This window comes from Halalkalibaculum sp. DA384 (genome assembly GCF_043951955.1).
Taxonomy (GTDB): domain Bacteria; phylum Bacteroidota; class Rhodothermia; order Balneolales; family Balneolaceae; genus JAMQKA01.
The window spans coordinates 154790-178754 of sequence record NZ_JBINJE010000001.1 but is presented as its reverse complement, the minus strand read 5'-3'; the positions used below and the strand labels follow the sequence as shown (position 1 = coordinate 178754).

Annotated in this window: 17 protein-coding genes; 12 read left to right on the top strand and 5 right to left on the bottom strand. The window is 52.1% G+C overall.

From position 1 onward, the window contains the following. Positions 1-122: 122 nt before the first annotated feature. The 12 genes from ACG2E4_RS00735 (at position 123) to ACG2E4_RS00680 (ending at position 17922) form a co-directional block, all read left to right on the top strand. Positions 123-3119, top strand: a complete 2997-nt coding sequence (locus ACG2E4_RS00735) for a SusC/RagA family TonB-linked outer membrane protein (RefSeq protein WP_395257708.1) — start codon at positions 123-125, stop codon at positions 3117-3119. Between the two features lie 21 nt (positions 3120-3140). Next, complete coding sequence (locus ACG2E4_RS00730; protein ID WP_395275411.1) at positions 3141-4835, top strand: RagB/SusD family nutrient uptake outer membrane protein; 1695 nt, start codon at positions 3141-3143, stop codon at positions 4833-4835. A 131-nt stretch (positions 4836-4966) separates the two neighbouring features. Further along, positions 4967-6334 (top strand): Gfo/Idh/MocA family protein, encoded by a 1368-nt coding sequence (locus ACG2E4_RS00725; protein WP_395275410.1) that lies wholly within the window; start codon positions 4967-4969, stop codon positions 6332-6334. A gap of 170 nt (positions 6335-6504) precedes the next feature. After that, positions 6505-7533: a PmoA family protein gene (locus ACG2E4_RS00720; RefSeq protein WP_395275409.1), complete on the top strand. Its 1029-nt coding sequence runs from the start codon at positions 6505-6507 to the stop codon at positions 7531-7533. A gap of 78 nt (positions 7534-7611) precedes the next feature. Beyond that, entirely contained in the window at positions 7612-8067 is a 456-nt protein-coding gene (locus ACG2E4_RS00715; protein ID WP_395257716.1) for a dimethylsulfonioproprionate lyase family protein, read from the top strand. Between the two features lie 36 nt (positions 8068-8103). Further along, positions 8104-9264: a Gfo/Idh/MocA family protein gene (locus ACG2E4_RS00710; protein WP_395275408.1), complete on the top strand. Its 1161-nt coding sequence runs from the start codon at positions 8104-8106 to the stop codon at positions 9262-9264. A 22-nt stretch (positions 9265-9286) separates the two neighbouring features. After that, the gene (locus ACG2E4_RS00705) at positions 9287-10678 is read left to right on the top strand and encodes a glycosyl hydrolase (RefSeq protein WP_395275407.1); all 1392 of its coding nucleotides are present in this window, start codon (positions 9287-9289) and stop codon (positions 10676-10678) included. Positions 10679-10680: 2 nt separating this feature from the next. Continuing rightward, entirely contained in the window at positions 10681-11451 is a 771-nt protein-coding gene (locus tag ACG2E4_RS00700) for a 3-ketoacyl-ACP reductase (RefSeq protein ID WP_395275509.1), read from the top strand. 47 nt (positions 11452-11498) lie between these two features. After that, a complete protein-coding gene (locus ACG2E4_RS00695; RefSeq protein WP_395275406.1) occupies positions 11499-13073 on the top strand; it encodes an SLC13 family permease in 1575 nt (524 codons plus the stop codon). A gap of 2 nt (positions 13074-13075) precedes the next feature. Beyond that, a complete protein-coding gene (locus tag ACG2E4_RS00690) occupies positions 13076-14314 on the top strand; it encodes a PmoA family protein (protein WP_395275405.1) in 1239 nt (412 codons plus the stop codon). A gap of 59 nt (positions 14315-14373) precedes the next feature. Continuing rightward, positions 14374-17211 (top strand): DUF6797 domain-containing protein, encoded by a 2838-nt coding sequence (locus ACG2E4_RS00685; protein WP_395275404.1) that lies wholly within the window; start codon positions 14374-14376, stop codon positions 17209-17211. A gap of 36 nt (positions 17212-17247) precedes the next feature. Next, positions 17248-17922 (top strand): GDSL-type esterase/lipase family protein, encoded by a 675-nt coding sequence (locus tag ACG2E4_RS00680; RefSeq protein ID WP_395275403.1) that lies wholly within the window; start codon positions 17248-17250, stop codon positions 17920-17922. 143 nt (positions 17923-18065) lie between these two features. On the opposite strand, the gene ACG2E4_RS00675 is transcribed toward ACG2E4_RS00680, so the two are convergent. The 5 genes from ACG2E4_RS00675 to ACG2E4_RS00655 form a co-directional block, all read right to left on the bottom strand. Next, positions 18066-18494 carry a TonB-dependent receptor plug domain-containing protein gene (locus ACG2E4_RS00675; RefSeq protein WP_395275402.1) on the bottom strand — a complete coding sequence of 143 codons (429 nt, stop codon included), beginning with the start codon at positions 18492-18494 and terminating at the stop codon, positions 18066-18068. A 193-nt stretch (positions 18495-18687) separates the two neighbouring features. Continuing rightward, positions 18688-19116: a TonB-dependent receptor plug domain-containing protein gene (locus ACG2E4_RS00670; RefSeq protein ID WP_395275401.1), complete on the bottom strand. Its 429-nt coding sequence runs from the start codon at positions 19114-19116 to the stop codon at positions 18688-18690. Positions 19117-19314: 198 nt separating this feature from the next. Then, positions 19315-19734 (bottom strand): TonB-dependent receptor plug domain-containing protein, encoded by a 420-nt coding sequence (locus ACG2E4_RS00665; protein ID WP_395257734.1) that lies wholly within the window; start codon positions 19732-19734, stop codon positions 19315-19317. A 243-nt stretch (positions 19735-19977) separates the two neighbouring features. After that, positions 19978-20691, bottom strand: a complete 714-nt coding sequence (locus tag ACG2E4_RS00660; RefSeq protein WP_395275400.1) for a DUF1080 domain-containing protein — start codon at positions 20689-20691, stop codon at positions 19978-19980. A 419-nt stretch (positions 20692-21110) separates the two neighbouring features. Beyond that, positions 21111-23546 (bottom strand): TonB-dependent receptor domain-containing protein, encoded by a 2436-nt coding sequence (locus ACG2E4_RS00655; protein WP_395275399.1) that lies wholly within the window; start codon positions 23544-23546, stop codon positions 21111-21113. Between the last annotated feature and the right edge of the window lie 419 nt (positions 23547-23965).

Genomic DNA, 23965 nt, shown 5'->3' with positions numbered 1-23965 from the left:
GATGTAGCTATTATTTTTCGCACTTTACTTAACCGGTTAAATTTTTTTATTTATAATTACTTAACCGGTAACCCTATGGTAGGTAAGTCGGGATAACTAGAAATAATAACGAAGGTGATACTATGGGAAAAACGAACAAAACATCGCTACTAATTTTCGGATTGCTGGCAGGGCTTTTCTTCTGCTCGGCAATACCAATGTATGCACAGCAGATCAGTGGAACAGTCACAGACGCAGGCACCGGCGAAACCTTGCCCGGTGTAAATGTTTTTTTGTCTGAAACACAAACCGGTACGGCAACCGATGCCGAGGGTAACTATCAAATTACTGGTATTGAGCCCGGTTCTTACACGCTTGTCGCCTCTTTTGTAGGATATGAGCGATTTGAGACCACCGTTAACATATCTTCCGGCGAATCACTAACGCTGGATATAGAATTGAGCCAGGGAACACTGCTTGGCGAAGACGTGGTCGTGGTCGGGTATGGTACCCAGCAGGAAAGTGCTGTGACCGGGGCGGTCTCTTCGGTGTCAGGTGATGACCTGAACGAAGTGCCGGTTAATTCTATCGATCAGGGCCTGACGGGACAGTCGGCCGGGGTCGTGGTTTCTTCCGGAGGAACAAAGCCGGGAGATGGCGCTTCAATTCGGATTCGGGGGAACCGCTCCATCAACGCCAGTAATGAGCCACTTTACGTAGTGGACGGGGTACCCATTTCCGGCGGTATCCGGGACCTGAACCCGCAGGATATTGAGTCGATTGAGATATTGAAGGATGCATCGGCCACCGCCATTTACGGTTCAAGAGGCTCGAACGGGGTTATCCTTGTAACAACCAATCGCGGTTATGATGGAGAGATCTCCGTTGAGTACAGTGGTTCTATCGGCTTTACGAAGGCACTGAGAAAGATCGACGTAATGAACGGTGAAGAGTACGCGGAGTTAAACCGTGAAGCTCATCGCCAGGCCGGGCAATACCAGAATGATTCGCAATTTCTGGAACCCGGGGAGCTGGAAAACCTGGAAAACGGGGTCTGGCAAGACTACCAGGAGATGATCCTGCAGACCGGTGCGCGCCATAACCACCAGCTGGGGATTTCCGGTGGAAATGAGACGACCCGGTATAACGTCTCGTTTGGCGGACTCGTCCAGGATGGGATTCTTGCCCCGGAAGATTACAGCCGGTACACTACCCGCCTGAATCTCGATTTTGACGTGACCGACAATATTACGATCGGTACTTCTACGCTGGCCAGCTACAGCGTTCAGAATGGGGGAGACCGCAATTTTTACGGTGAAGCGATCGCCAACAGCCCGCTCGGTGTCCCGTATGACGAAGAGGGAAATCTTCGATTCCAGCCAATCAATGACGGTCAGCGCTCCAATCCCTTGATTGAAGTGCAGCCTGAAACCTATGTGGATGAAGAGATCCGGCAGCGCTTGTTGAGCAATATCTTTGCCGATATTGACTTTACTGACAACCTGAATTTCCGGGTCAATTTCGCGCCTGACATCAGCTATGAGCGCGATAACGATTACCAGGCCTCCCGTTCGCGAGCCCAGTTCCTGGGACCGGCCGCTGCTCAGAAAGGGGAAGACTATCGTTTTGAGTATACGTGGGAGAACATTGTGAATTACCAGCAGACCGTTGGTGAAAATCACACGTTCGATGTAACGGGCTTGTTCAGTATGCAGGAGTTTAACCAGGAGACGGCCTCTACCTCGGTACGTGGTATCCCGGTGGAAACCATGGAACTTTACAACTTTGGCGCTGCCGAGGAAATCCTGGGAGCGGAAACCGGTTACGTTAAATGGACCCTGCTCTCGACAATGCTCCGGTTAAACTACAATTACGACGAACGGTATTTTATTACGGCCACCGGTCGCCGCGATGGGTCGTCGCGCTTTGGCGAAGAGAACAAGTACGGGTTCTTTCCTTCAGTTGCGGTTTCCTGGAATATCGCCAACGAAGATTTCTTTCCCGGAGATGCGCTGTTCAACGACCTGAGGCTTCGTGTCAGCTGGGGTAAAACCGGGCAAACCGGTATCGATCCCTATCAGACGCAGGGATTGCTCGCACGCACCCAGTACAATTACGGGGGCGATGCGGCATTTGGATTTGAACCTTCCCAGATTGCCAACCCGGAGCTGAAATGGGAGACAACGACATCCACCAACCTTGGAATCGAGTTTGCGATACTTGACTCGAGAATCAGCGGTGGCATCGACGTATATCGACAGGAGACGTCCGACCTGCTGCTCGAGCGGCAGCTGCCCATTACCAGTGGATATTCCAGTATTTTGGAGAATGTCGGATCCACCCGCAACACCGGTATTGAGGGGTCGATTTCTGCTGATATTATCCAGGCTACCGGCCGTGATGCCTTCCAGTGGGGCGTTGACCTGAATCTCGCCTCCAACAAAGAGGAGATCGTTGAACTCTACGGCGGAACGCAGGATGATGTCGGAAACGAGTGGTTCATCGGCGAGCCGATTGATGTGTTTTATGACTATGATCAGGTGGGCGTATGGCAGCTTGATGAAGAGGCTGAAGCCCAGAATTATGATCAGATCCCGGGGGAAATCAGGGTCAGAGATGTTAACAACGACGACCAGATCAATGCCGCCGACCGTGTTATTATCGGCCAGGAGATGCCGAAGCTGACGGGTGGACTGAATACCCGGTTCAGCTACAAGGGCGTAGACCTGTCGGTCTTCCTGTACGGCAACTTCGGCCACACCATTGACAGCGGTATCCACGATGATGCCCTGGTGGGTCGGTACAACGAGTTCGATGTGGATTACTGGACGCCGGAAAACCCGGTGAACCGGCATCCGCAACCGACGATCAACCGGGAATTCCCGATTTATAATAGTGCTCGTCACTATTATGATGGCGATTTTGTCAAAGTCCGGAATGTGGTGTTAGGCTATAACCTTCCGAGCCATATTGTTCAGCAGACGCTCGGGATACAGCGACTCCGGGTATATGCCAATGCACAGCAGCCACTTATCATCTCACCTTATGTGCAAAACCACCGCGGTATCGATCCTGAAAATCCCGGAACCGGTACCCCGGCCCAGTGGCAAATGAACTTCGGAATCAACATAACATTTTAACACAACCAACCGGATAACATTATGAATAAGTATCTAAGAATATTTGCAATTGTAATGATAGCGGGGCTGGTGGCTTCCTGCTCGGATTTTTTGGAGGAGGATGTTAAAACCCAGGTAAGTAACGAGCGGTATAGTACCCCCGAAGGCTTCAACGAGGCGGTGAATTCGGCTTATTCCTACCTGCGGACCTTTTACGGGACCGAGGAGGGACTTACGGCCACCGTTTTTGGCACCGACACCTACCGCGAGGGGGCTGACGGTGACTTTAAAGCCATGAACCGGTACAGCAACGAGTTTGACTCATTCTCCTACCCGATCGAGTCAATCTGGAGAAATATGTACCGCGGTATCAACATCACCAATACGGTGATTGCCCGCTCCGAGGGCGGCGTTGAAGGATTGAGTGGAGAAGAAGTGACACGCAGAACAGCCGAAGTGCGGTTCCTGCGGGGACACTTCTACTTTATCCTTGTACAGTTTTTTGGACCCGTTCACCTCACAACCGAGGAAACCGAGGGAGTTGAACTGGAGGCTTCACGTGCGCCGATTAGTGATGTCTATGACCAGATCATCAGTGACCTGGAGTTTGCGGCAAACAACCTGCCGGTTGAGCCTGAACAGTACGGCCGGGCTACCAAGCCTGCTGCCGAGCACCTGCTCTCGAGGGTCTTTTTAACCCGCGCTACAACCGACGCAGCGGGATCCAACGATTACCAGATGGCGGCTGACCTGGCCGAAACGGTCATCGACGACTACAACTTCCAGCTCCTGGATGACTACGGAGATATTTTTGCGGTCGGAAATGAGCAGAATGCCGAGGTGATCTGGGCCGTTCAGTACTCCGAGAACTCTCTTGTAAACGGTACGCCGGACCACGACCTGTTCCGGGGCGGCAACTCCTCGCATCTCTATTTTAACTTTCCGTATGACCAGGAACCGGGGCTGTTTCGTACCGTTGAGTTCGGGCGTCCGTTCCGTCGCTTCCGTCCTACGGAGTTTACCACCCAGGAGATGTTCCACGTGGACGACCGCGATGTGGACTCCCGGTACAAGAAAACCTTCAAGGATGCATTCCGCGTGATCGATCCGGGCACCTACTCCAACGTTGACGGAGTGGAAGTGACCTTTGCCGAGGGAGATACGGCGATCTGGTTCCCGGGATATAACATGCCGCTTTCCGAGCAGCAGACCTACAACATGCAGGTGATTACGCCGGAAGAGTACAACTTCATTAACTTCCCGCCGCTCTGGAAGCACACCGATCCCAACCGGGCCAGCGTGAATGAAACGGGTGGATCGCGCGACTGGATGGCCTTCCGGCTGGCTGAATCTCACCTGATCGCCGCTGAAGCCTACTACTATATGGACGGGGCAGGTTCGCCGGATGCCATCGCACACCTGAATGCGGTACGAGAACGAGCCGCCTGGCCGGGAGAAGAAGCAACCATGGCTGCTGAGACAGCCCAGCTGCTGGCCAGCGACGGCATCGACTTCATCCTGGATGAACGGGGACGCGAGCTCCTGGGTGAGGGATTCCGCTGGTTTGACCTGAAACGAACCGGAAAGCTGGTGGAAAGAGCCACCCAGTACAACCCGGATACCGTTCCCCCGACAGGTGGACTGGAAGAGTTTCACAACCTGAGACCGATACCGCAGTCTCAAATTGACTTGACAGATGGCGGTGAAAGTGCATTTCCCCAAAACCCCGGTTACTAGAGATAGATAGGACCGGAACCTTGACATGAGTGGCAGGCATGTACATGCTTGCCACTTTATGTCATTTTACCATTTTATAACTGTTTAAATATGACCTATCACATGCTAATATTTGATTTTTACAGAAGAATATGAGTAATACAGAAAACAAGAACCGCATTACGCGCAAAGAGTTTTTAACAACATCGGCTATCTTGTCTGCGGGCCTCTCTACAGGAATTAGTGCCAAAAGTTATGAAAATATTATCGGTGCCAATGACCGGGTACGCGTGGGTGTTGTCGGCTTCTCGAATCGAGCCAGGGGATCGCTGATCCCATCTTTTCTGGATCATGCCGATGAACTGAATTTTGAATTGACCGCGGTTTCGGATATATGGAACAAGCGCCGAAATGAAGGAGCCGCATTTATACGCAAACAGTCCGGCCAAAAAATTGCGAAAGCCCGTAACAACGAGGAATTATATGACGAGTACGACCTGGATGCGGTCATTATCAGTACGGCCGATTTCCAGCACGCACTGCACTGCAAGCAGGCGGTAGAGGCAGGGTGCGATGTGTACGTGGAAAAACCGTTTGCCGAAACGATGCAGGACAACCGGGCGGCGTTGAAAGCGGTGAATGAGAGTAACAAAATTGTACAGGTTGGTTCGCAGCGGAGGAGCGGGCGAAACTATCATGCCGCCGAAAATTTTATAAAATCAGGTAAATTCGGAGATATCGTAAGTGTTGAAATGACCTGGAATGTGAATCAACCGGGCCGCTGGCGCCTTCCGGAACTCACCAGGGAAATTGAAAAAGAGGATACGGACTGGGAGCGGTACCTGATGAACCGTCCCTATGAGCCTTGGGACCCGCGCAAGTATTTGGAATATCGTCTCTTCTGGCCCTATTCTTCGGGTATACCCGGGCAGTGGATGTCGCACCAGATCGATACCGTGCACTGGTTCAGCGGGCTGCCGCATCCGCGCAGCGTATCAGCCAACGGCGGCATATACCTGTGGAAAGATGGCCGCGAAAACTTCGATACGATGACCGCCGTATTTGATTACGGTCCGCTGGACGATCCGTCGGAAGGATTCCAGGTGGTCTACTCCTCGCGGTTTACCAATTCTGCGGGAGGCGTAAAAGAGATCTATTTCTCCAACGCCGGGGAGCTGAACCTGAGTACGAATAAAGTGACCCCCAACGGTGGACTGCGCGAGCGCCACGCGTCGGCAATGGGCATGGAGCCCAACCTGCTCGAAGATCAGTCGCTCTCGGATGCCGCCGGTGCGGAAACCAGTGCCGATACGGGTGTCGACAATATGACCTCGGCCCACATGAGGAACTGGATGCAATGCGTGCGAAGCCGCGAAAAGCCGAACGCCGATGTTCGAGCAGGTTACAATCACTCCATTGCCAATATTATGACCACAGCCGCACTTCGTACAGGCCGGCAGGTGACATTCGATGAGGAGAACCAGGAAGTGATGGCGGGAGGCGACGTATTTAAATATTAGGGTTATTTTTCCGTATATACACTTCGGTACTTTTTTTCGAGCTCTTTTTTGTTTGTACGTAAAAGAGATGCAGCATCGCCTTTTCCGGGCCAGTGCGTAAAAAGGCAAATGATACAAATTATTCCATTATTGTGTATAGAATTTGTAGTATCGCTAAATATATAGGCACCTTGCTGGCACCAACACTGCTTGTGGCGTTCAGCGGTGCGAAATTTGGGAAGGATTCGTCCATAAAACTGATTCACAAACAAGAACAACATAAAGTTGAGGTACGGTTTGACGGGCAGCTGTTTACCAGCTACCTCTATTCCCCGGAATTTAAAAAGCCGGTGCTTTATCCTATAAAAACCCAGCATAGCAATCAGGTCACGCGGGGCTATCCGCTGGAACCGCGACCCGGGGAACGGGCGGATCATCCGCATCATGTGGGGTTGTGGCTCAATTATGGTGATGTGAACGGGCTGGACTTCTGGAATAATTCCGATGCCGTTCCCCCCGGGGAAGAAGACGAGTACGGGACGGTGGTTCACCGGAGTATCGACAATATCGAAAGCGGTAGCGGTAAAGGTCTGCTCGAGGTAACCCACGACTGGGTGGGACCCGGGGGGAAGCCCCTGCTGGAAGAGCAAGCCACCTTTATTTTTCGGAGCTCGGGTAACAAACGAATTATTGACCGGATTACCACGCTGCAGGCACTGGACGAGAAAGTTTCCCTACGGGATAACAAGGAAGGAATGCTGGGACTAAGGGTAGCCCGGGAGCTGGAACACCCCTTCGATGAACCGGTGCTTTTAATCGATGAATCCGGTCGGCCGGCGGACCGGGAGGTCGTCGATAACGAAGGAGTGAGCGGTACCTACCTCAGCAGCAGCGGGATCGAAGGCACGGAAGTGTGGGGCACACGCGCCCACTGGATGAACTTGTCCGGTCAAATTGAAGGCGAGCAGGTATCGGTGGCGATACTGGATCACCCGGAGAATGTGGGCTTCCCAACCTACTGGCACGCCCGGGGATACGGCCTGTTTGCGGCCAATCCACTGGGACAGAAAGCGTTGAGCGGTGGACAGAAGGAACTCAATTTTGAGCTGGCGGCCGGCCGATCCACGACGTTCAGGCACCGGGTGATCATCTATTCCGGCCAGGCGGCTTCTGACAGCGAACTGGATCAGGATTGGGAACAATTCCGTGATACGTTTTAAGACCAGCCGGCTTACGTTGAAAGAATCCGTGTACGAATCGGTATAACAAACGATCATTTAAAAACAATATTAAATAATATGAAAATAGCAGATTTGAATAAGACCGAAGGACGTACGTTTCCCGCGCGACGTCTTACGAAAAATATTGTGGGAGGAAGTTCAAGCATACAGGCAGAAAACTTCAGCCTTGGACTCGTAACACTCGAACCAAACGGGGGACAGGTGCCCTGGCATAACCACGAACAGGAGGAGATCTATATGATCCTGGAAGGTACCGGTGAGATATGTGTCGGTACCGAACGGCAGCAGATCATCGGCGGGCAGACCGTGTATATCCCCTCAAACGAGTTCCACCAGCTGACCAACATTGGCGATGAACCGCTGAAGTTTGTGTATTGCTACGGTCCGGCCGGCGATGTCGCTCACTGGAAGCAGGAGCTGAAGGGAACCTTGCCGCGGGCCGGTGAAGATGTTCCACCGCTTCCGGAGGGGGCCCGGCCGCAGTGCACGGAACCTGCCGAGGAGTACAAATAATACGCTATCAACAAACATTTAGATTTTAACAGGCACATGAGCGATGAACTGACGACACACCGAGTAGGCGTTATAATGAACGGCGTAACCGGCCGTATGGGAACCAATCAACATCTTCTGCGCTCGATAGTCCCGATTATTGAGCAGGGCGGCGTCAAAATAAGTGAAGATGAGGTGATTATGCCCGACCCGGTCCTGGTGGGCCGAAACCCGGTAAAGCTGGAAAAACTTTCAGAACAGACCGGTATTGACAAGTGGACGACGGATCTCGACAAAGAGTTGGAGGACGAGGACAACCAGGTCTATTTTGATGCCCTTCGCACCGACCTGCGCCCGCTCCACATCAAAAAAGCGATAGCGGCCGGTAAGCACATTTACTGTGAAAAACCGACAGCACTCAATACTGCCGATGCGGTTGAACTTCATAAAATAGCGGAAGAAAAGGGAGTAAAGCACGGCGTAGTGCAGGATAAGCTCTGGTTGCCCGGACTGGCAAAACTACGGCAGCTCAGGGAGCAGGATTTTTTTGGAGAACTTCTTTCGGTCAAGGCCGATTTCGGGTACTGGGTCTTTGAAGGAGATACTGTTCCCGCACAGCGACCCTCCTGGAACTACCGCAAGGAAGACGGCGGGGGCATCATCCTGGATATGTTTTGTCACTGGCGCTACGTGCTGGACAACCTGTTTGGAGAAGTGGAGCGTGTTTCTTGTCTTGGGGCCACCCATATTGACAAGCGCTACAACGAGCAGGGAGAACCGTATGACGCCACCGCCGACGATGCGGCGTATGCGATCTTTGAACTGGAAAACGGGGTGGTCGCGCAGTTCAACTCCTCCTGGACAACGAGGGTGCGTCGCGATGATCTCGTCACATTCCAGGTAGATGGAACCAAAGGTTCGGCCGTAGCCGGGTTGCGCGAGGTTTGGATTCAGCCCCACTCGGCCACGCCCAAACCGGTCTGGAACCCGGATGTGGATTCGGATCACAACTTCTTTGACGACTGGATGCTGATGCCCAACCAGCAGGAGTTTGACAACGCGTTCAAAATTCAGTGGGAGCTGTTCCTGCGTCACATAGTTAAGGATGAGCCCTTCCGGTGGAACCTGCTGGAGGCTGCCAAGGGAGTTCAGCTGGCGGAACTGGGGTACGAGGCCTCCGAAAAGCGCGAATGGATCGATGTTCCTTCACTAATTTAAACAATGTAGCAGCAGATACACGATGAAAATTAACGATGAATTGGGCGTAACAGACCTGGAGCAGTCACTTGAACAGTTTTGGGAGCTTTCAGCCCGGAAGATAAAGCGAATTCGAAAGGAGTACGACACCTCCCAGGGATCACCGGTGTTTACTGTGGAGGGCAAATATACGACCCGCGGATGGACCGAGTGGACCCAGGGATTTCAGTTCGGTTCCGAAATCCTTCAGTTCGACGCTACCGGCGACGCGGAGTTCCTGGAGATGGGTCGCAAGGCGACGGTGCAAAAAATGGCCCCGCACATCACCCATATCGGGGTGCATGATCACGGGTTTAACAATGTAAGCACGTATGGGGCACTTCGCCGCCTTGCCGGCGAAGGCCGGGTTGAGGCGGAAGACTGGGAGAAGGAGTTCTACGAGCTGGCGTTGAAATCCACCGGGGCCGTACAGGCGGCGCGGTGGACGGAAACGGCGGATGGCGGCGGGTTTATATACTCATTTAACGGTCCCCATTCCCTTTTTGTGGATACCATCCGAACGATACGAGCCCTGGCGCTCAGCCACCGGTTGGGACACCTGCTCTACGGGGAGCACGACGAACCGATATCGCTGCTCGGCCGCCTGGTGGAGCACGCCCGCTCGACGGCGAAATACAGTATCTACTATGGAGAAGGCCGCGATTCATATGACATCCGGGGACGAACGGTGCACGAGGCGGTTTTTAATACCAATGACGGGCAATTTCGTTGTCCCAACTCTCAACAGGGCTATTCCCCCTTTTCTACATGGACCCGGGGATTGGCCTGGGCGATGTGCGGTTTTGCCGAACAACTGGAGTTTTTAAATGAGATCGATTCTGCCGAGCTGGAACCGTATGGAGGCTACGACGAGATCGAAGCGATGATGCGAAAAGCCGCCCGCGCCACCTGCGATTTTTATATCGATCATACCTCGCAGGATGGCATCCCGTACTGGGATACCGGTGCTCCCCTTCTTCACAAGCTGGGCGACTACACGGCCAAACCGGCCGACCCGTATAACGATTATGAACCGGTCGACAGTTCAGCGGCCGCCATAGGTGCTCAGGGGCTGCTGCGCCTGGGTCATTACCTGGAAGCGCAGGGTGATGAAAGCGAGGGCGAAAAATACTGGCAGGCGGGCCTGGCCGTCACCCGTACGCTCCTCGGGGAACCCTACCTTAGTACAGACGAAGATCACCACGGGCTGCTCCTGCATTCGGTATATCACCGTCCCAACGGGTGGGATCATATACCGGAGGGAGAGAAAATTCCCTGTGGAGAATCGAGCATGTGGGGAGATTATCACGTGCGGGAGCTGGCGCTGTATCTAACCAGAATATTGAGAGAGGCTCCCTATTACACCTTTTTCAGTGCAATTAAAAATAAAAGTTGATGATGAAATCTGTTGCATTGGTTACCGGGGGATCCCGGGGGATCGGTTTTGGAATTGCCAGGCTGCTGGCCGAGAACGGGTACGATGTGGCGATCAACGGCGTTCGCGGAGAAGAACAGGTGCAGGATACCCTTGAAAAACTGCGTGAAGCGGGCTCCGATTCAATTTATTGCCAGGGCGATATTGGCTCCTCCGAAGACCGGCAGGCTGTCGTTGAGAAACTGAAAGCGTATTACGGCCGGTTTAACATATTGGTTAACAACGCCGGGGTCGCTCCCAAGGTACGGCAAGACCCCCTGAAGGCAACCGAGGAGAGCTATGACCGGGTGATGGGTATCAACCTGAAAGGTCCCTATTTTTTGACTCAGAGCATTGCGCGATGGATGGTGGAACAGAAAGAGGCGGATGATTCTTATTCCGGCACCATCGTTACGGTCGGCTCGATATCAGCCACCGTGGTTTCTCCCAAGAGGGGAGAATACTGTATCTCGAAGGCGGGACTGGCGATGCATAACAAGATTTGGGCAGCCCGGCTGGCAGAATATGATATTACGGTCTACGAAGTGCGGCCGGGCGTGATCAAAACCGATATGACCTCCGCAGTGGAGGAAAAATACAACAAGCTGATCGCCGAAGGATTGACGGTGCAGCAGCGCTGGGGCTATCCGGAAGATGTCGGGAAAGCGGTGCTGTCACTGGTCGACGGTGATTTTCCATATTCCACAGGCGAAGTGATTATGATAGACGGGGGATTGACGATGCCGCGTCTCTGATCTAAACGTATGACTAATTTGAATCCATTAATCTAAGATATCTGGATATGAAGCAGGAGTCTGAAACGGTCGATACACAGGAAGAGCAAAGTTCAACAGGTATGAAGATGGGAGATTCCGAAGAGGGTCCGGTCAGCGGGATAAAATGGGGCGGATTTATCGGGGGATTACTCCTGTTTTTCTTGATGTTGTTTTCAAGTTCTCCCGAAGGGCTGAGCCTGGCGGGGTGGCGAACGGCAGCCGTTGCGGCCCTGATGGCCACCTGGTGGGTGACGGAGGTCATACCGATATCAGGAACGGCGATGATACCGCTGGTCCTGTTTCCAATCCTCGGTATCACGGATATCGATGCGGCAGCCGCACCCTATGCGGACCCGATGATTTACCTGTTCCTGGGTGGATTTATCATCGCCATCGCGATGCAGCGCTGGGACCTGCATCGCCGGATTGCGCTCAATATTATCAACTTTATCGGTTCAAAACCCCGTAATATAATTGCCGGTTTTATTGTCTCATCCGCATTCATGAGCATGTGGGTCAGCAATACCGCCGCCACCATGATGATGCTGCCGATCGGGCTCTCGGTCATCCAGCTAACACAGAAGGGGAGAAAGTCCTACAAGGAACAGCAGCAGAATCGAAATTTTGCCGTGGCGCTGATGCTGGCGATCGCCTATGCCGCCAACGTGGGCGGGCTGGGAACCGTTATCGGAACACCCACCAATGCCCTGATGATCGCATTCGTGAATGACGCGTATAACATGGAAATAACGTTTGCCCAGTGGATGTCGCTGGGATTGCCGGTCGTCATACTCGGACTTCCGATTATCTTTTATACGCTCACCAACATTGTGTTCCCGGTGCGCATGCAATCGCTGCCCGGTGGAAAAGAATACCTGAACAGCGAGATGGAACGGCTGGGCAAGATCTCCCGACCGGAAATTATGGTGGCAGCTGTATTTGTACTGGTTGCCCTGCTCTGGATAACACGTCCGCTTGTCGAACCCCTGGTTCCCGGCATTTCGGATGCGAGTATAGCCATATTTGGGGCACTGCTCTTGTTTATTATCCCCGTCAATCTTGATAAATCCCGGTTCCTGATGCGGTGGAAAGATGCCGAGGAGATTCCGTGGGGTGTGCTGATCCTTTTTGGTGGCGGACTTTCACTGGCCGGGGCGATCCAGCGTACAGGACTTGCGGAGTGGGTCGGCGGATATTTTGAGATCCTCGGCGGATGGCCTGTCATTCTCATTATATTCATTGTTGCAGTTATTATCATCATGTTTACCGAGCTGGCCAGTAACTCGGCGACCGCTGCCGCTTTTCTGCCAGTGATCGCCTCGGTGGCAATTGGTATCGGCCAGGATCCGCTGCTGTTTGCCGTACCTATCACCATGGTAGCCAGTTGTGCGTTCATGCTGCCGGTGGCTACCCCGCCCAATGCCATTGTCTACGGCAGTGGGGTGATGAGCATCCCGCAAATGACGCGGGCGGGACTGGTATTGAACCTGTTTTTTGCCATCCTGATAACACTGCTTACCTATTTCCTCTTCACGATATTCCTGGGTATCGATATCGGGGTGGTACCTGAAGGCATCAGTTCACTCTTAACTATCTACTAGCGATGGAAAGAACTGAAAATTTGGCTCAACATATTGTTCTGCTGCTGGTCGGTCTGTTTTGGGCGACTGGTGCAGGGCAGGCGATGGCACAATACGAAATTACGGTCAGTGCCGGTGCATTTGACCGGGTGGAGACGGTTGCCTCTTTTACATTTCCCGAACCGGTTGCTCCCGGCACCTACCGGATGAACAGCGATTCAGGGGAAAACCTGCTACTGCAGGTGGATGAAAACCAAAGAGGATCGTTTATTTTGAGGGAATTACCTTCAGAGGAGACCAGAACCTATACAGTTGATACCGAAGCCCCGGTCTCATCGATGCCGGGTCAGCCGGAAATGAGCATCTCCGCCGGTCAGCGAACCCTTATATTTAACGATGGAAGCCGAAAGGTGCTCTCGTATTATCACCGTGAAAACCGATTACCGCCGGGAATGGATAAAATGTACAAGCGCGCGGGGTATATCCACCCGCTCTATTCACCGGGGGGCGTACCGCTGACCAACCACCTGGACCAGGAAATACATCCCCATCACTACGGCATATTCTCGGCCTGGACAAATACGGAATTCCAGGGAAGAACGCCCGATTTTTGGAATCCACACAACCATTCGGGCCGGGTAGATCATGCGGATTCGGTGGAGAAGGCCTGGGAGGGACCCGTGCACGCCGGTTTCAAGGCAAAAAACTATTTTGTGGATATTTCAGGTTCGGCACCGGTTACTGCACTCAACGAGGAGTGGAAGGTTATCGTGTACAACACTGCTTCAGACGGCGATTACAACATGGTGGATCTGGTACTGACGCATACGACCAACACGGGGCAGCCGCTGGTTCTGCCGGAATATCACTACGGTGGACTGGCGTTTCGCGGGCATGGCGACTGGAATAACCCGGAGAATGTATCTTTTGTTACTTCTGAGGGTATGAACCGGGATGAAGCTAATGAAACCCGTGCCCGCTGGGTTCACATGGGGGGGCTGGTAAACGGTGAGCGTGCCGGTGTTGCCCTGCTCGGACATCCCGACAATTACCGGGCTCCGCAGCCGATTCGCATACATCCCGAAACGCCGTATGTGGTCTACGCCCCGATGCAGCTGGGGAAAATGACAATTGAACCCGGTTCGCCCTACATCATGCGCTATCGATTTGTCACTTATGACGGAGAACCGGACATCGAAAAAATCAATCGTTTGTGGAATGATTATGCCTATCCGCCGGGGATAACCGTTGAAAAGCAATAAAACAGGCGCTGGTTTTGCAGAGCCCTGTTCAGCAATGAATTATATAACTTTTTGATACTATGAAGTTCTACAGCAAGCCACGATCAAGCAAAAATCCACATATTTTTCCCGGGTTTTGGAATATTACGTCCCGTCTGCTGGTGCTGAGTTTCGTCATACTGCTGGCGGGATGCGGTACGGGCGATGAGAAGATACTCACGGAACAGAATTTTGACCCGGAGGACTTGGCCCCGTTCGTGGAGCCGGAATTCCCGTTTATTACCACCTCGGTGGATGCCCGTGAACTCGGACCCGGATTTCCGGCCGACAACATCACGCCGCGATGCCTGGCTTTGCGACTGGGGTCAGAAGCGTATGCCTGTTTTGACACCGATATGCTGCGCTGGTCGGTGGCCTGGACCGGAGATTTCCTGCCGATGGTTACCATGGGACAGATCTCTTATCGCGATTTCCATAACAAGGATAACGAGATTCCCCTGATCGCGGGAAACCCAAAAATTGCAACGGGACTGTATCCCGGCTGGATGGGTGCGGATCCCGGCTTTTCCGATCCCCGACCGCCGGCTCCCAATCCCGATGGTCCCTCGTGGGGACCCCTGCCGCTGGAGCTCGGTCGATGGAACGGTATCTATGTGAATGACCAGGAAGTGGTACTCTCATATACGGCTCAAAATACCGATATCTACGAAAAGCCGGGGGCGATCCAATCGGGAGATGTCACTGCATTTACCCGAACATTTCAGGTTGAAAATCCGGATCAGGCGCTTTCGCTTGCAGCGGCCGAGGTTTCCGATGGCGCGAGGAGTGAAGTGTCCGGGAATACCGCCCTTATTTATCATGGCCCGGGAGAGGATACGGTCACAGCGATCGGGCTGGTCGGGTCGGCAGCTGAAGTTGAACTGGAGGTTACCGGGGATCGGTACGCCACGGCAGCCGTTTCACCTGCCGGTGAAACCGTGGAATTTACGATAGTACTGTGGAAGGGACCGGCAGGGCAGGTAGAGACGTTTAATCAACTGCTTTCCGGTTCGGAGTCAGAGGCGGATTTAAATGTGAATCTCGCCAAGTTTGAAGATGGTGGGCCCGCATACTGGCCGGAACCGGTGCATACGCGGGGACAGCTGGCGCCCGATACTTCCGCCTTTGTGGTGGACCGCCTGACGCTTCCCATCCCGAATCCCTGGAAACGGAATGTACGTGTGGTAGACATTGCATTTTTCGATGACAATCGGGCCGCACTGGTTACGTTTGAGGGAGATGTCTGGATTGTGGATGGGATAGATCGCGACCTGGAGACCCTGGAGTGGCAGCGGTTTGCCTCGGGCATGTATGAACCGCAAAGTATAGAGGTGGTGGACGAGAAGGTGCACGTTTTCGGGAAAGAGGGGATTACGAAACTCCATGACCTGAATGGCGACGGTTCGGCCGACTACTATGAAAATTTTTCCAGCCTGATGGAACAATCCATCGAGACCAGGGAGTGGGCCAGCGACATGGTGCACGCCCCGGACGGATCGTTTTACGTTTCAAAATTTGGCGCGTTGGATATGGGACCGGAAACGTCGTCTCCGAAAACGATTATGGGATTTCGCGCGGGCTCCTGGTATGGAGGTTCCATCGCTAAAATTTCTCCGGATGGGCGTGAAATAGAACGCTACGCCACCGGATTTCGCGGTCCCTACCTGGGGATCAATCCCGAGACCGGGGTGCTGACTGCCTCGGATCAGCAGGGACACCACGTGCCTTCGACCCCCGTAATGCTGGTCGACAATGGCGACTATTACGGGGTGCCGGCAACCGCCTACCGCGATCCCCTGCCGGAGATTACACCGCCATTAACGTGGATTCCCCACAGCGTGGACCGTTCGGGGACGGGCCAGGTATGGATAACCAGCGACCAGATGGGGCCGTTAAACGGGGAGCTGATCCATCTTTCCTACGGGCGCCCGGGCCTGTTCAAGGTACTGATTGACAGCACCAGCGACGCGGTGCAGGGCGGGGTGTCAGCAATTCCGGGCAACTACCCGGCCCCGACCATGAAAGGTGCTATCGGTCCTGATGACGGGCAGCTGTATGTTGCCGGGTTTTCGCTCTGGGGCTCGAATTCTGATGTGATAAGTTCGCTGATCCGGCTGCGGTATACCGGTCAGCAAAGCCCGCTTCCCGAAGATTTCAGGGTCCGGGAGGGTGGAGTGATCCTCCGTTTTGGAACTGAACTGGATGAAGAGATGGCCACAAATCCCGCCAACTACCAGGTGAAACGGTGGAATTACCGGCGGACAGAGGAGTATGGATCCGGGCATTTTAAGCTGGATGATTCGCCGGGAGAAGAGCTGATGCCGGTTTTTTCTGCCCACTTGTCGGATGACAACCGCTCCGTTTTTATCGCCATCCCCGATATCCAGGAGGTGATGCAGATGGAGATCGCCTACAACCTGGAAACGAGCGCCGGGGAGGCCATGGACGATGAATTCTGGTTTACAGTCAATGACGTGGAACAGCCCAACCTGGTGACCGAGGGTTTTGGCGATTTGAATGTGGATGAACTGTTGCAGGATTCGGGGCAGCAGATGGTAGCTCGGCAAGAAGAGGAGCCGGCGTCGGTGGAACGCGGAAAAGAGCTGTTTCAGCGCACGGGCTGTTTCGCCTGCCACTCGGTGGACGGGACGGAGGCCGGTAAAGTGGGTCCCACCATGCAGGGACTGTTCGGTTCCGAACGCAAGCTGGACGACGGGTCCTCTGTTATAGCCGATGAGGAATACCTCCGGCGTTCCATTCTTGAACCGGGGCAGGAGGTTGCGGAAGGATATTCGGCTGAAATGCCCTCATTTCTCGGGGTGCTCTCTGAAAGTGAAATCGAATCGTTAATCCTGTATATCGAGTCCATTTCTGAGTAGGTGCCTTGTACTTTTCAAACCTATATTTCGCATGCCATGCTTCAAAAATATCTGCTGTGTTTTATTATCTGTGTATTTGCCGGTGATTTGGTCCGGTCGCAACCCGTCGGGGACCCCGATCCACAGCGTTTTCAACAACAGATAGAGACTTTTTTGGAGTGGGATGCGAAAAACACCTTTCCCGAGGATGCCATTTTATTTGTGGGGAGTTCAAGTATTCGGTTTTGGAAAACCCGCCGGGCGTTTCCGGAGTACCCGGTCATAAACAGGGGATTCGGTGGCTCCCACATTTCCGATGTCCGGCATTTCTATAAGCACGTCATCCATAAGTACGAGCCCTCTGTGATTGTGTTCTACGCCGGCGATAATGATGTCGCGGCCGACAAGCCGGTTGAACAGGTGGTGGACGACTATCGTAATCTCACGGAACGGGTTCAGACGGATTTCCCGGAAGTCAAGTTTGTCTATATCCCGATAAAGCCGAGTTCCAGTCGATGGAATTACTGGGAGCGTATGGAAAAGGTAAACCGGCGGATAAAGAGCTATAATCAGCAATACGAGCAGTTGTTTTATGTGGATCTGGCCACTCCTCTTCTCAAAAACGGCAAGCCGGATGACAGCTTGTTTATGGAGGACCTGCTGCACCTCAACGATAAGGGGTATGCAGCGTGGAACCGGGTGCTGGCACCTGCGCTTGACACGTTGTATTGACGATCAGGGCTCTCTCCCAAAATCACAAATGCCCTTTTCCCGGCAAGGAAAATTTTTCTGACGACGAAAGACAGCAAAAGCACCACCTGCACTTCACGGCCTCGAATGGGCACGGAAGCATTATGCGATGCTGAGAATATCACCTATTTCGTGCTGATGACAATCACACCGTTTGCACCATCCATACCGTACAGTGCGGTGTCGGCCCCTTTAACCACCTCTATCTCGACAATATCGGCCGGGTTTAACAAGCTGTAAATGTCGGAAAAATCTTTTCCGGCGCGTATGCCGTTAATAACAAAAAGTGGTGTCGTATCGCTGTTAAACGAGCTTTTTTCCCGTATGGTAATGCGGGCATTGGGACCATCCCCTATCACCTTGACGCCGACAATCCGCCGAAGATAATCGGTCAGGGAATCGGAGTTATTTTGCACCACTTTAACGGAGTTGCTTTCGTTGGTGTTTTCATCGATGTTGCTTCTGACACCGCCTTGTCCGCTGGTTGCGCATCCTGCCAAGATCAGTGCAATGACAACTAAAAGAATACCGGAAGTTGAATGTAGATAATCCATAGCAGAAAAGGTTAATTTCAGAAGAACGGGTTTATCTCATGTATGAGTGGTTAGAGTGGGATTCCTGTGCTGTTTGCAAATACTTTTGGTAAAAGCTGTACATATCAGTTGAATCCATAAGGGCCATCGGACCGAATACCAGCAATCTCTGTATCCTACAGATAGCTGATATACAATACAACGAGTAACTACACTAGCCGCTGCGTTTGGTGTTGATAATGACTACACCATTGGCCCCTTCAACCCCATAAGCCGAGGCCTCAACTCCCTTTACAACTTTAATATTATCAACATCGTGCATGTTTACCATGCTTTTTACGCGGCTGTAGCTTCGGCCCACCCGGGTTTGGTCAATATAAAAAAGCGGGGCGGTGCTGCCGCGAAATGTATTAATCCCCCGTATGATTATTTGAACATTATTCCCGGAACCCTGGACATTGACACCGGGGACGCGCCGAAGATAATCAGCCAGAGAAATATTTGGATTTTCTACCTGAACCCGGCTCAGTCGTTCAGAGCTTTGCCGCTCGGAACGTGCACTGTTTCCCGTGCTGGCACAGGATGCTGCAACGGTAGCCGTGATGGTGATTGCAATGACAATGAGTGAATGGAACCGTTTCATATTCGGGAATAATAATGAAGTTATGTTTTAACCTCCGGGAGTGCAGCGTTTTGACTCGGATACTGTGACTGCTGAACCCACTCGTTTCCCACGATTTCCGTATTCTAACAGTAGCCGACAGTCAATTCTCATCAAAGAGTCCGAAACGGAAAGTACTTGCAATATCCCGGTGTCCCAGCCTCTTAACGTTAAAATATGCTAAGACCTCGTATGAAAAAGAACAACGCCGCCACCTCCTTCTACCCCGTAAGCCGAAGCTTCCGGGCCCTTCAATACCTCGATACTTCCGATATCATTGATGTTAATAAAACCATAGACACTGCTAAAATCTCTTCCGATCCGGATGCCATCAATTACAAAAAGAGGACTGGGATTACCTAAAAACGTATTGATACCACGGATGGTAATTCGGGCGTTGGCTCCGTGTCCTGTTACCTGGACGCCGGGTATCCTCCGTAAATAGTCAGTTAAATCGATCGACGGGTTGTCGACAACAACTCTCGAGCTGTTGAATGCCGATTCGGATTTTCCCACACCATTTCCGCTCGTACCACAACCTGAGATAAGCAGTGCCAAGGCAATGCTCAGAAGGTAGATATTGACTTCTTCGCATTTCATATTTGTGGTGTTTAGTTTAGGAGGAATATATATACAACATATAATTTTACTGGTGCTGTACCTCTCTTTTTATTCACCCGTTATAAGTTAACGTAAATAAAGGTAAATATTGCATTTATCCTGAATTATTCAGGATAAATTAATTTGCCACCCAAAGTAGCTGTTAAACAGGAGAGACTGCAAAACTGTTTTATTGTGTAATGCTCTTGAGGGCTGAATAGATGGAGTGGCCATAAATTTGCCTCATTCTCTGTCTCCGCTGATTTTTTGAATCGGGGTAAGTATTATCTTGCGAAACTCTACTTCCGCTCCCTCAGCCTGGAGGGCAATTTTTCCGCTGCTGGCGGTGGCGTCGTACCCGAAGTTAACCAGGTCGCCATTTACCCAGACCTTAATCGAGTCGCTGACCGCTTCTATAGTCATGCTGTTCCATTCGCCAAGTGGGTGTTCGGAGTCATCGGTGAGATTAAGAATTCTTCGATTTTTCCCCTCTGTAATGCCCCACTCCTCCCTGGGACCACGACGTTCCACCATGTTGGGTACGGTAATATCTTCCACGATGCACCAGAAGTCACCCGCGTTTTCATGCATCATCTGCACTTCAATCGATTTAGGAAACATCTCATATAGCGCCCTCGGGGTAGAGGCATGCACAAGAACGCCGCAGTTGCCGGGCTCACCGGGGAAACGGTATTCTACTTCAAGGCGGTAGTTGCTGAATTCATCTTCTGTAATCAGGTGTCCCCGGGGTTCTCCAAGACTGACAAGATAGCCATCCCGTACAATAAACGGTTTCCGGAGGGCTGAATCCTCGTCGAGAGCGGGTACGTCCATGTACCATCCGCTCAGGTCTTTCCCATTAAAAAGCGACTGGGACTGTCCGTGTACCTGGTTGGGAATGTGCAATGAAAAAGCGAAAATAATGCAGAACAAAAACAGTTTTTTATCAGCATACATCCTCGTATCGAGTAGATTAATTGTTTGAAGTCTGCTGCAGCGACAAACCGCCGGTTCGCGGTAGATTCCGGTAGCGAAATATAGTTGGGACCTGACCACTATTCCATCATGAAATAGCCGGTTTGGCAAGAGTGCCGTCTCATATATATAAACTATATTTACTTATTTTGAAATATCCTTTCAAAAAATAATAGGTAATTTTCGCCGTCATTGTTCTGAGGAGGGGAGTCCTGTCTAAAAGGTTAATAAGGTCGTTGGTAGAACCACCTGCTAATAAAGTAGCAGGTTCAGGTTCTGCAAAGGATCCGTGAAAATAAATAAATCGCAAGCCCAATCAAGGGCTTGCGATTTCTAGGGAAAATCACACAAGAAGTATGTAATGGACTTGTTTGTGTGATAGGTTAACAGGAATAAAATCGTTAATCCCAGTCACCGCGACCCCCGCCACGGCCTCCACGGTTATTGCCGAACTGGTTAAAATTATAGCGGAAATTGAGCATAAAGCTTCGGCTCGACCAGCTGAATTCGCGTTCCGAATAGAAGTTTGGATTATCGATGGTGTTCTGGAAATTGCGTGAATTCAGTATGTCGTCAACACTGAGGGAAACGGTAGCTTGACCCTCCCAGAGTTCAAAACTCCTGGAGATGCCGGTGTCCATCATCATCATTCCGGCTCGTCGACCCTGCGTGGTGTTGCGCGGCCCGCGATATCGGCCTGCAAACTGCATATTCCACTGCGAGGTGGGTCGCCAGCGCAGTGTCAGCCGTCCCTGTGCCGTTTGGGCGTCGCTGGTGAGAAGCTCACCCTGGTAATTGCCTCTGGAGTCGGAGCGGTAGAAGTTGGCATTGAGACGGAGGCTGAGCGTTTGGGCCAGATCCTGGTCTCCGGAAAATTCGATGCCCCATGCCTCTTCAGTAGCCAGGTTGATCGGCTGCGTGCGTCGTATTCCCTGGTCATCCAGCGTGGTCACGCGCTCGTGAACGCCGGTGCGGTAGCGATAATACACACTGGTGAGCAGCGAGCCTGTCTCCCAGTATTGCAGGTAGCCCGTTTCAAAGGAGTTTCCATATTCAGGCTCCAGTTCGGGATTGCCGGTAAACCGGCTGCGGGAGTCGGAATAGTCGGAAAAGGGAAGCAGCATGCGCGACCAGGGGCGATCGAGGCGGCGGCTGTAGCTCACCTGGACCGACTGCCGGTCGTTAAAGGAGTAATTCAGGAACACGCTCGGAAACAGCCCGAAGTAATTCTGGTTGGTTTTATCGCCGGTCGTTTTAAGCTCTGTTTCAATGACCGTATGCTCGGCCCGCACGCCAATCGAGGTAGAAAATGCCCCGAACTCCTGGCTGTAGGTTGCATAGGCGGCGTTGATATTTTCATGATAGAGGAAGTTGTCATTAAATGCAGCGGCCTGCAGAGGTTGCCAGGTACTGTTTTCAAGCACTTCGGCGCGCAGGCTGTTGTCCATCCATTCAAACCTGGAGCGTCCACCGGCCTCAAGCTGGCCGCTCTCCCCGATCGGTCGCACATAATCAATGTCGAATCGGAAGTCGCGTGCAAATTCACTGGCGAAGGTGCGTTCCCGCTGGGGATCATAACTACCCTGCATAACGGATTCGGTAAAGTTGGACCGTTCCGATTCATCCTCGACCTCAAAACTCGCTTCGGCGGTTAACCGGTGGTCCTGCCCGTCATACCTGTTTTCATACTCCAGGTTCGCTTCAAATTCCTTCTCCTGTTCATCCTGTTCGTCGCTTCGCTGTATGCGCCGGCTGATATCCCCGACCGATCCGCCATTGATATTGTAGTCGGTATAATTGACGGTTTCATCGGTCCATCCATCTTCCAGGTCCAGGTTTCCGTCGATCGTCAATGTTTGATTTTCGGTGAGAAAGAAGTCGGCTCCCAGCCTGAGGTCACCATCAATTTCACTTTCATCGGCATCCGTATTTTCGCGGTATGCGTAGGAGGTATCGGCAGTGGCGTTCTGGCCGAGGTTGAACTCCTGGTAGGAAAATCCCTCTTCGGGATCGCTCCGGTAGTCGATTCCACCGCCGCCAAACCAGTTTACATTTTCGGTACGGTAGTTCAGGTTGGTTGAAACTTCATGATCCTGCGGCATGCCCGAGCCAAGGCCCACACTGCCGTTGAATCCCTGGCGCTGGTCTTTCTTCATTATAATATTGATGATCCCGGCCGAGCCTTCCGCTGAAAATTTTGCAGATGGATTGGTAATAATCTCCACTTCCTGGATCAGGTAGGAGGGGATGCTTCTGAGTCCGTCTGCCCCGTCTTCCACCAGGTTTGAGGGCCTGCCGTTGATCAAAATACGCACCGACTGGTTGCCCCGCAGGCTGATGTTGCCGTCAATGTCGCTGGCGATGGAGGGGACATTGTCGAGCACGTCGAGCGCCGAACCGCCCATGCTGGTCAGGTCTTGACCGACATCAAAAGAACGGCTGTCGAAATTCATGGACATTTCGGACTTTTCGCCACGTACCATCACTTCCTGCATCTGGGCGGATGTAGGCTGCATGTTGATTTCTCCGGCATCGTAGGTTTCTCCGGCGGAGAGCTCAACCGGTTCGGTATAATTATTATAGGAGACATACGATATCTGGAGAACATAACGTCCCGGTTCCACTTCAATGTTGAAAGTGCCGTCGTTATTGCTGGAAGTGCCCGTAATAAGGTCGGTTTCCGTGGAGTCATAGATAGCTACAGAGGCATTTGGCACCGTCTCCCCCGCTTCATTGTAGATGACCCCTTCTACAACGGCTGGATCTGTTTCACCGGTTTGCCCAAATGATATTTGTGCGATACATATTAACAGCACGCCCAGGAGTAAACGCTTCATAGTGTTATTGGTCTGTTCATTACATTGCCGTTTTCAATTCATTCTAAACATAATAGCCGATGCTGACCCAATCCTGAATGAAATCTGATCAGAATTTGAAGATTCTGATTCGACATGTGTAAACTTGTAAATCGGTGTTAAAAAAATGATGAGGCGGGTTGACCACCACCTGGGATTGTAGAGATGCTGTCACGAAGGTCTCCCCTCAATACCGGCGATCATCCGTATCTTTTATTTTGGGATAGGTATTTGGGTGGGTTTTGCGAAACTCTCAATTGGTCGTTGGGAGGGGGTTGTACTACCGTCTCAAGGGGGATAAGGTCGGTGGTACAGTCCCCTCCCAACAAAATAACAGGTTCTGTAAAGGTCTCTAATAGAGAGCTTTTGAAAAGCCTTGTTTTGCAGAGCTCTCTATTAGC

Excerpts from the sequence above, each read along its gene's own strand:
- ACG2E4_RS00695 (WP_395275406.1), top strand. The coding sequence starts at position 11,499 with ATGAAGCAGGAGTCTGAAACGGTCGATACACAGGAAGAGCAAAGTTCA.
- ACG2E4_RS00725 (WP_395275410.1), top strand. The coding sequence starts at position 4,967 with ATGAGTAATACAGAAAACAAGAACCGCATTACGCGCAAAGAGTTTTTA.
- ACG2E4_RS00655 (WP_395275399.1), bottom strand. The coding sequence starts at position 23,546 with ATGAAGCGTTTACTCCTGGGCGTGCTGTTAATATGTATCGCACAAATA.
- ACG2E4_RS00730 (WP_395275411.1), top strand. The coding sequence starts at position 3,141 with ATGAATAAGTATCTAAGAATATTTGCAATTGTAATGATAGCGGGGCTG.
- ACG2E4_RS00690 (WP_395275405.1), top strand. The coding sequence starts at position 13,076 with ATGGAAAGAACTGAAAATTTGGCTCAACATATTGTTCTGCTGCTGGTC.
- ACG2E4_RS00735 (WP_395257708.1), top strand. The coding sequence starts at position 123 with ATGGGAAAAACGAACAAAACATCGCTACTAATTTTCGGATTGCTGGCA.
- ACG2E4_RS00670 (WP_395275401.1), bottom strand. The coding sequence starts at position 19,116 with ATGAAACGGTTCCATTCACTCATTGTCATTGCAATCACCATCACGGCT.
- ACG2E4_RS00665 (WP_395257734.1), bottom strand. The coding sequence starts at position 19,734 with ATGAAATGCGAAGAAGTCAATATCTACCTTCTGAGCATTGCCTTGGCA.
- ACG2E4_RS00710 (WP_395275408.1), top strand. The coding sequence starts at position 8,104 with ATGAGCGATGAACTGACGACACACCGAGTAGGCGTTATAATGAACGGC.
- ACG2E4_RS00700 (WP_395275509.1), top strand. The coding sequence starts at position 10,681 with ATGAAATCTGTTGCATTGGTTACCGGGGGATCCCGGGGGATCGGTTTT.
- ACG2E4_RS00705 (WP_395275407.1), top strand. The coding sequence starts at position 9,287 with ATGAAAATTAACGATGAATTGGGCGTAACAGACCTGGAGCAGTCACTT.
- ACG2E4_RS00680 (WP_395275403.1), top strand. The coding sequence starts at position 17,248 with ATGCTTCAAAAATATCTGCTGTGTTTTATTATCTGTGTATTTGCCGGT.
- ACG2E4_RS00685 (WP_395275404.1), top strand. The coding sequence starts at position 14,374 with ATGAAGTTCTACAGCAAGCCACGATCAAGCAAAAATCCACATATTTTT.
- ACG2E4_RS00715 (WP_395257716.1), top strand. The coding sequence starts at position 7,612 with ATGAAAATAGCAGATTTGAATAAGACCGAAGGACGTACGTTTCCCGCG.
- ACG2E4_RS00660 (WP_395275400.1), bottom strand. The coding sequence starts at position 20,691 with ATGTATGCTGATAAAAAACTGTTTTTGTTCTGCATTATTTTCGCTTTT.
- ACG2E4_RS00675 (WP_395275402.1), bottom strand. The coding sequence starts at position 18,494 with ATGGATTATCTACATTCAACTTCCGGTATTCTTTTAGTTGTCATTGCA.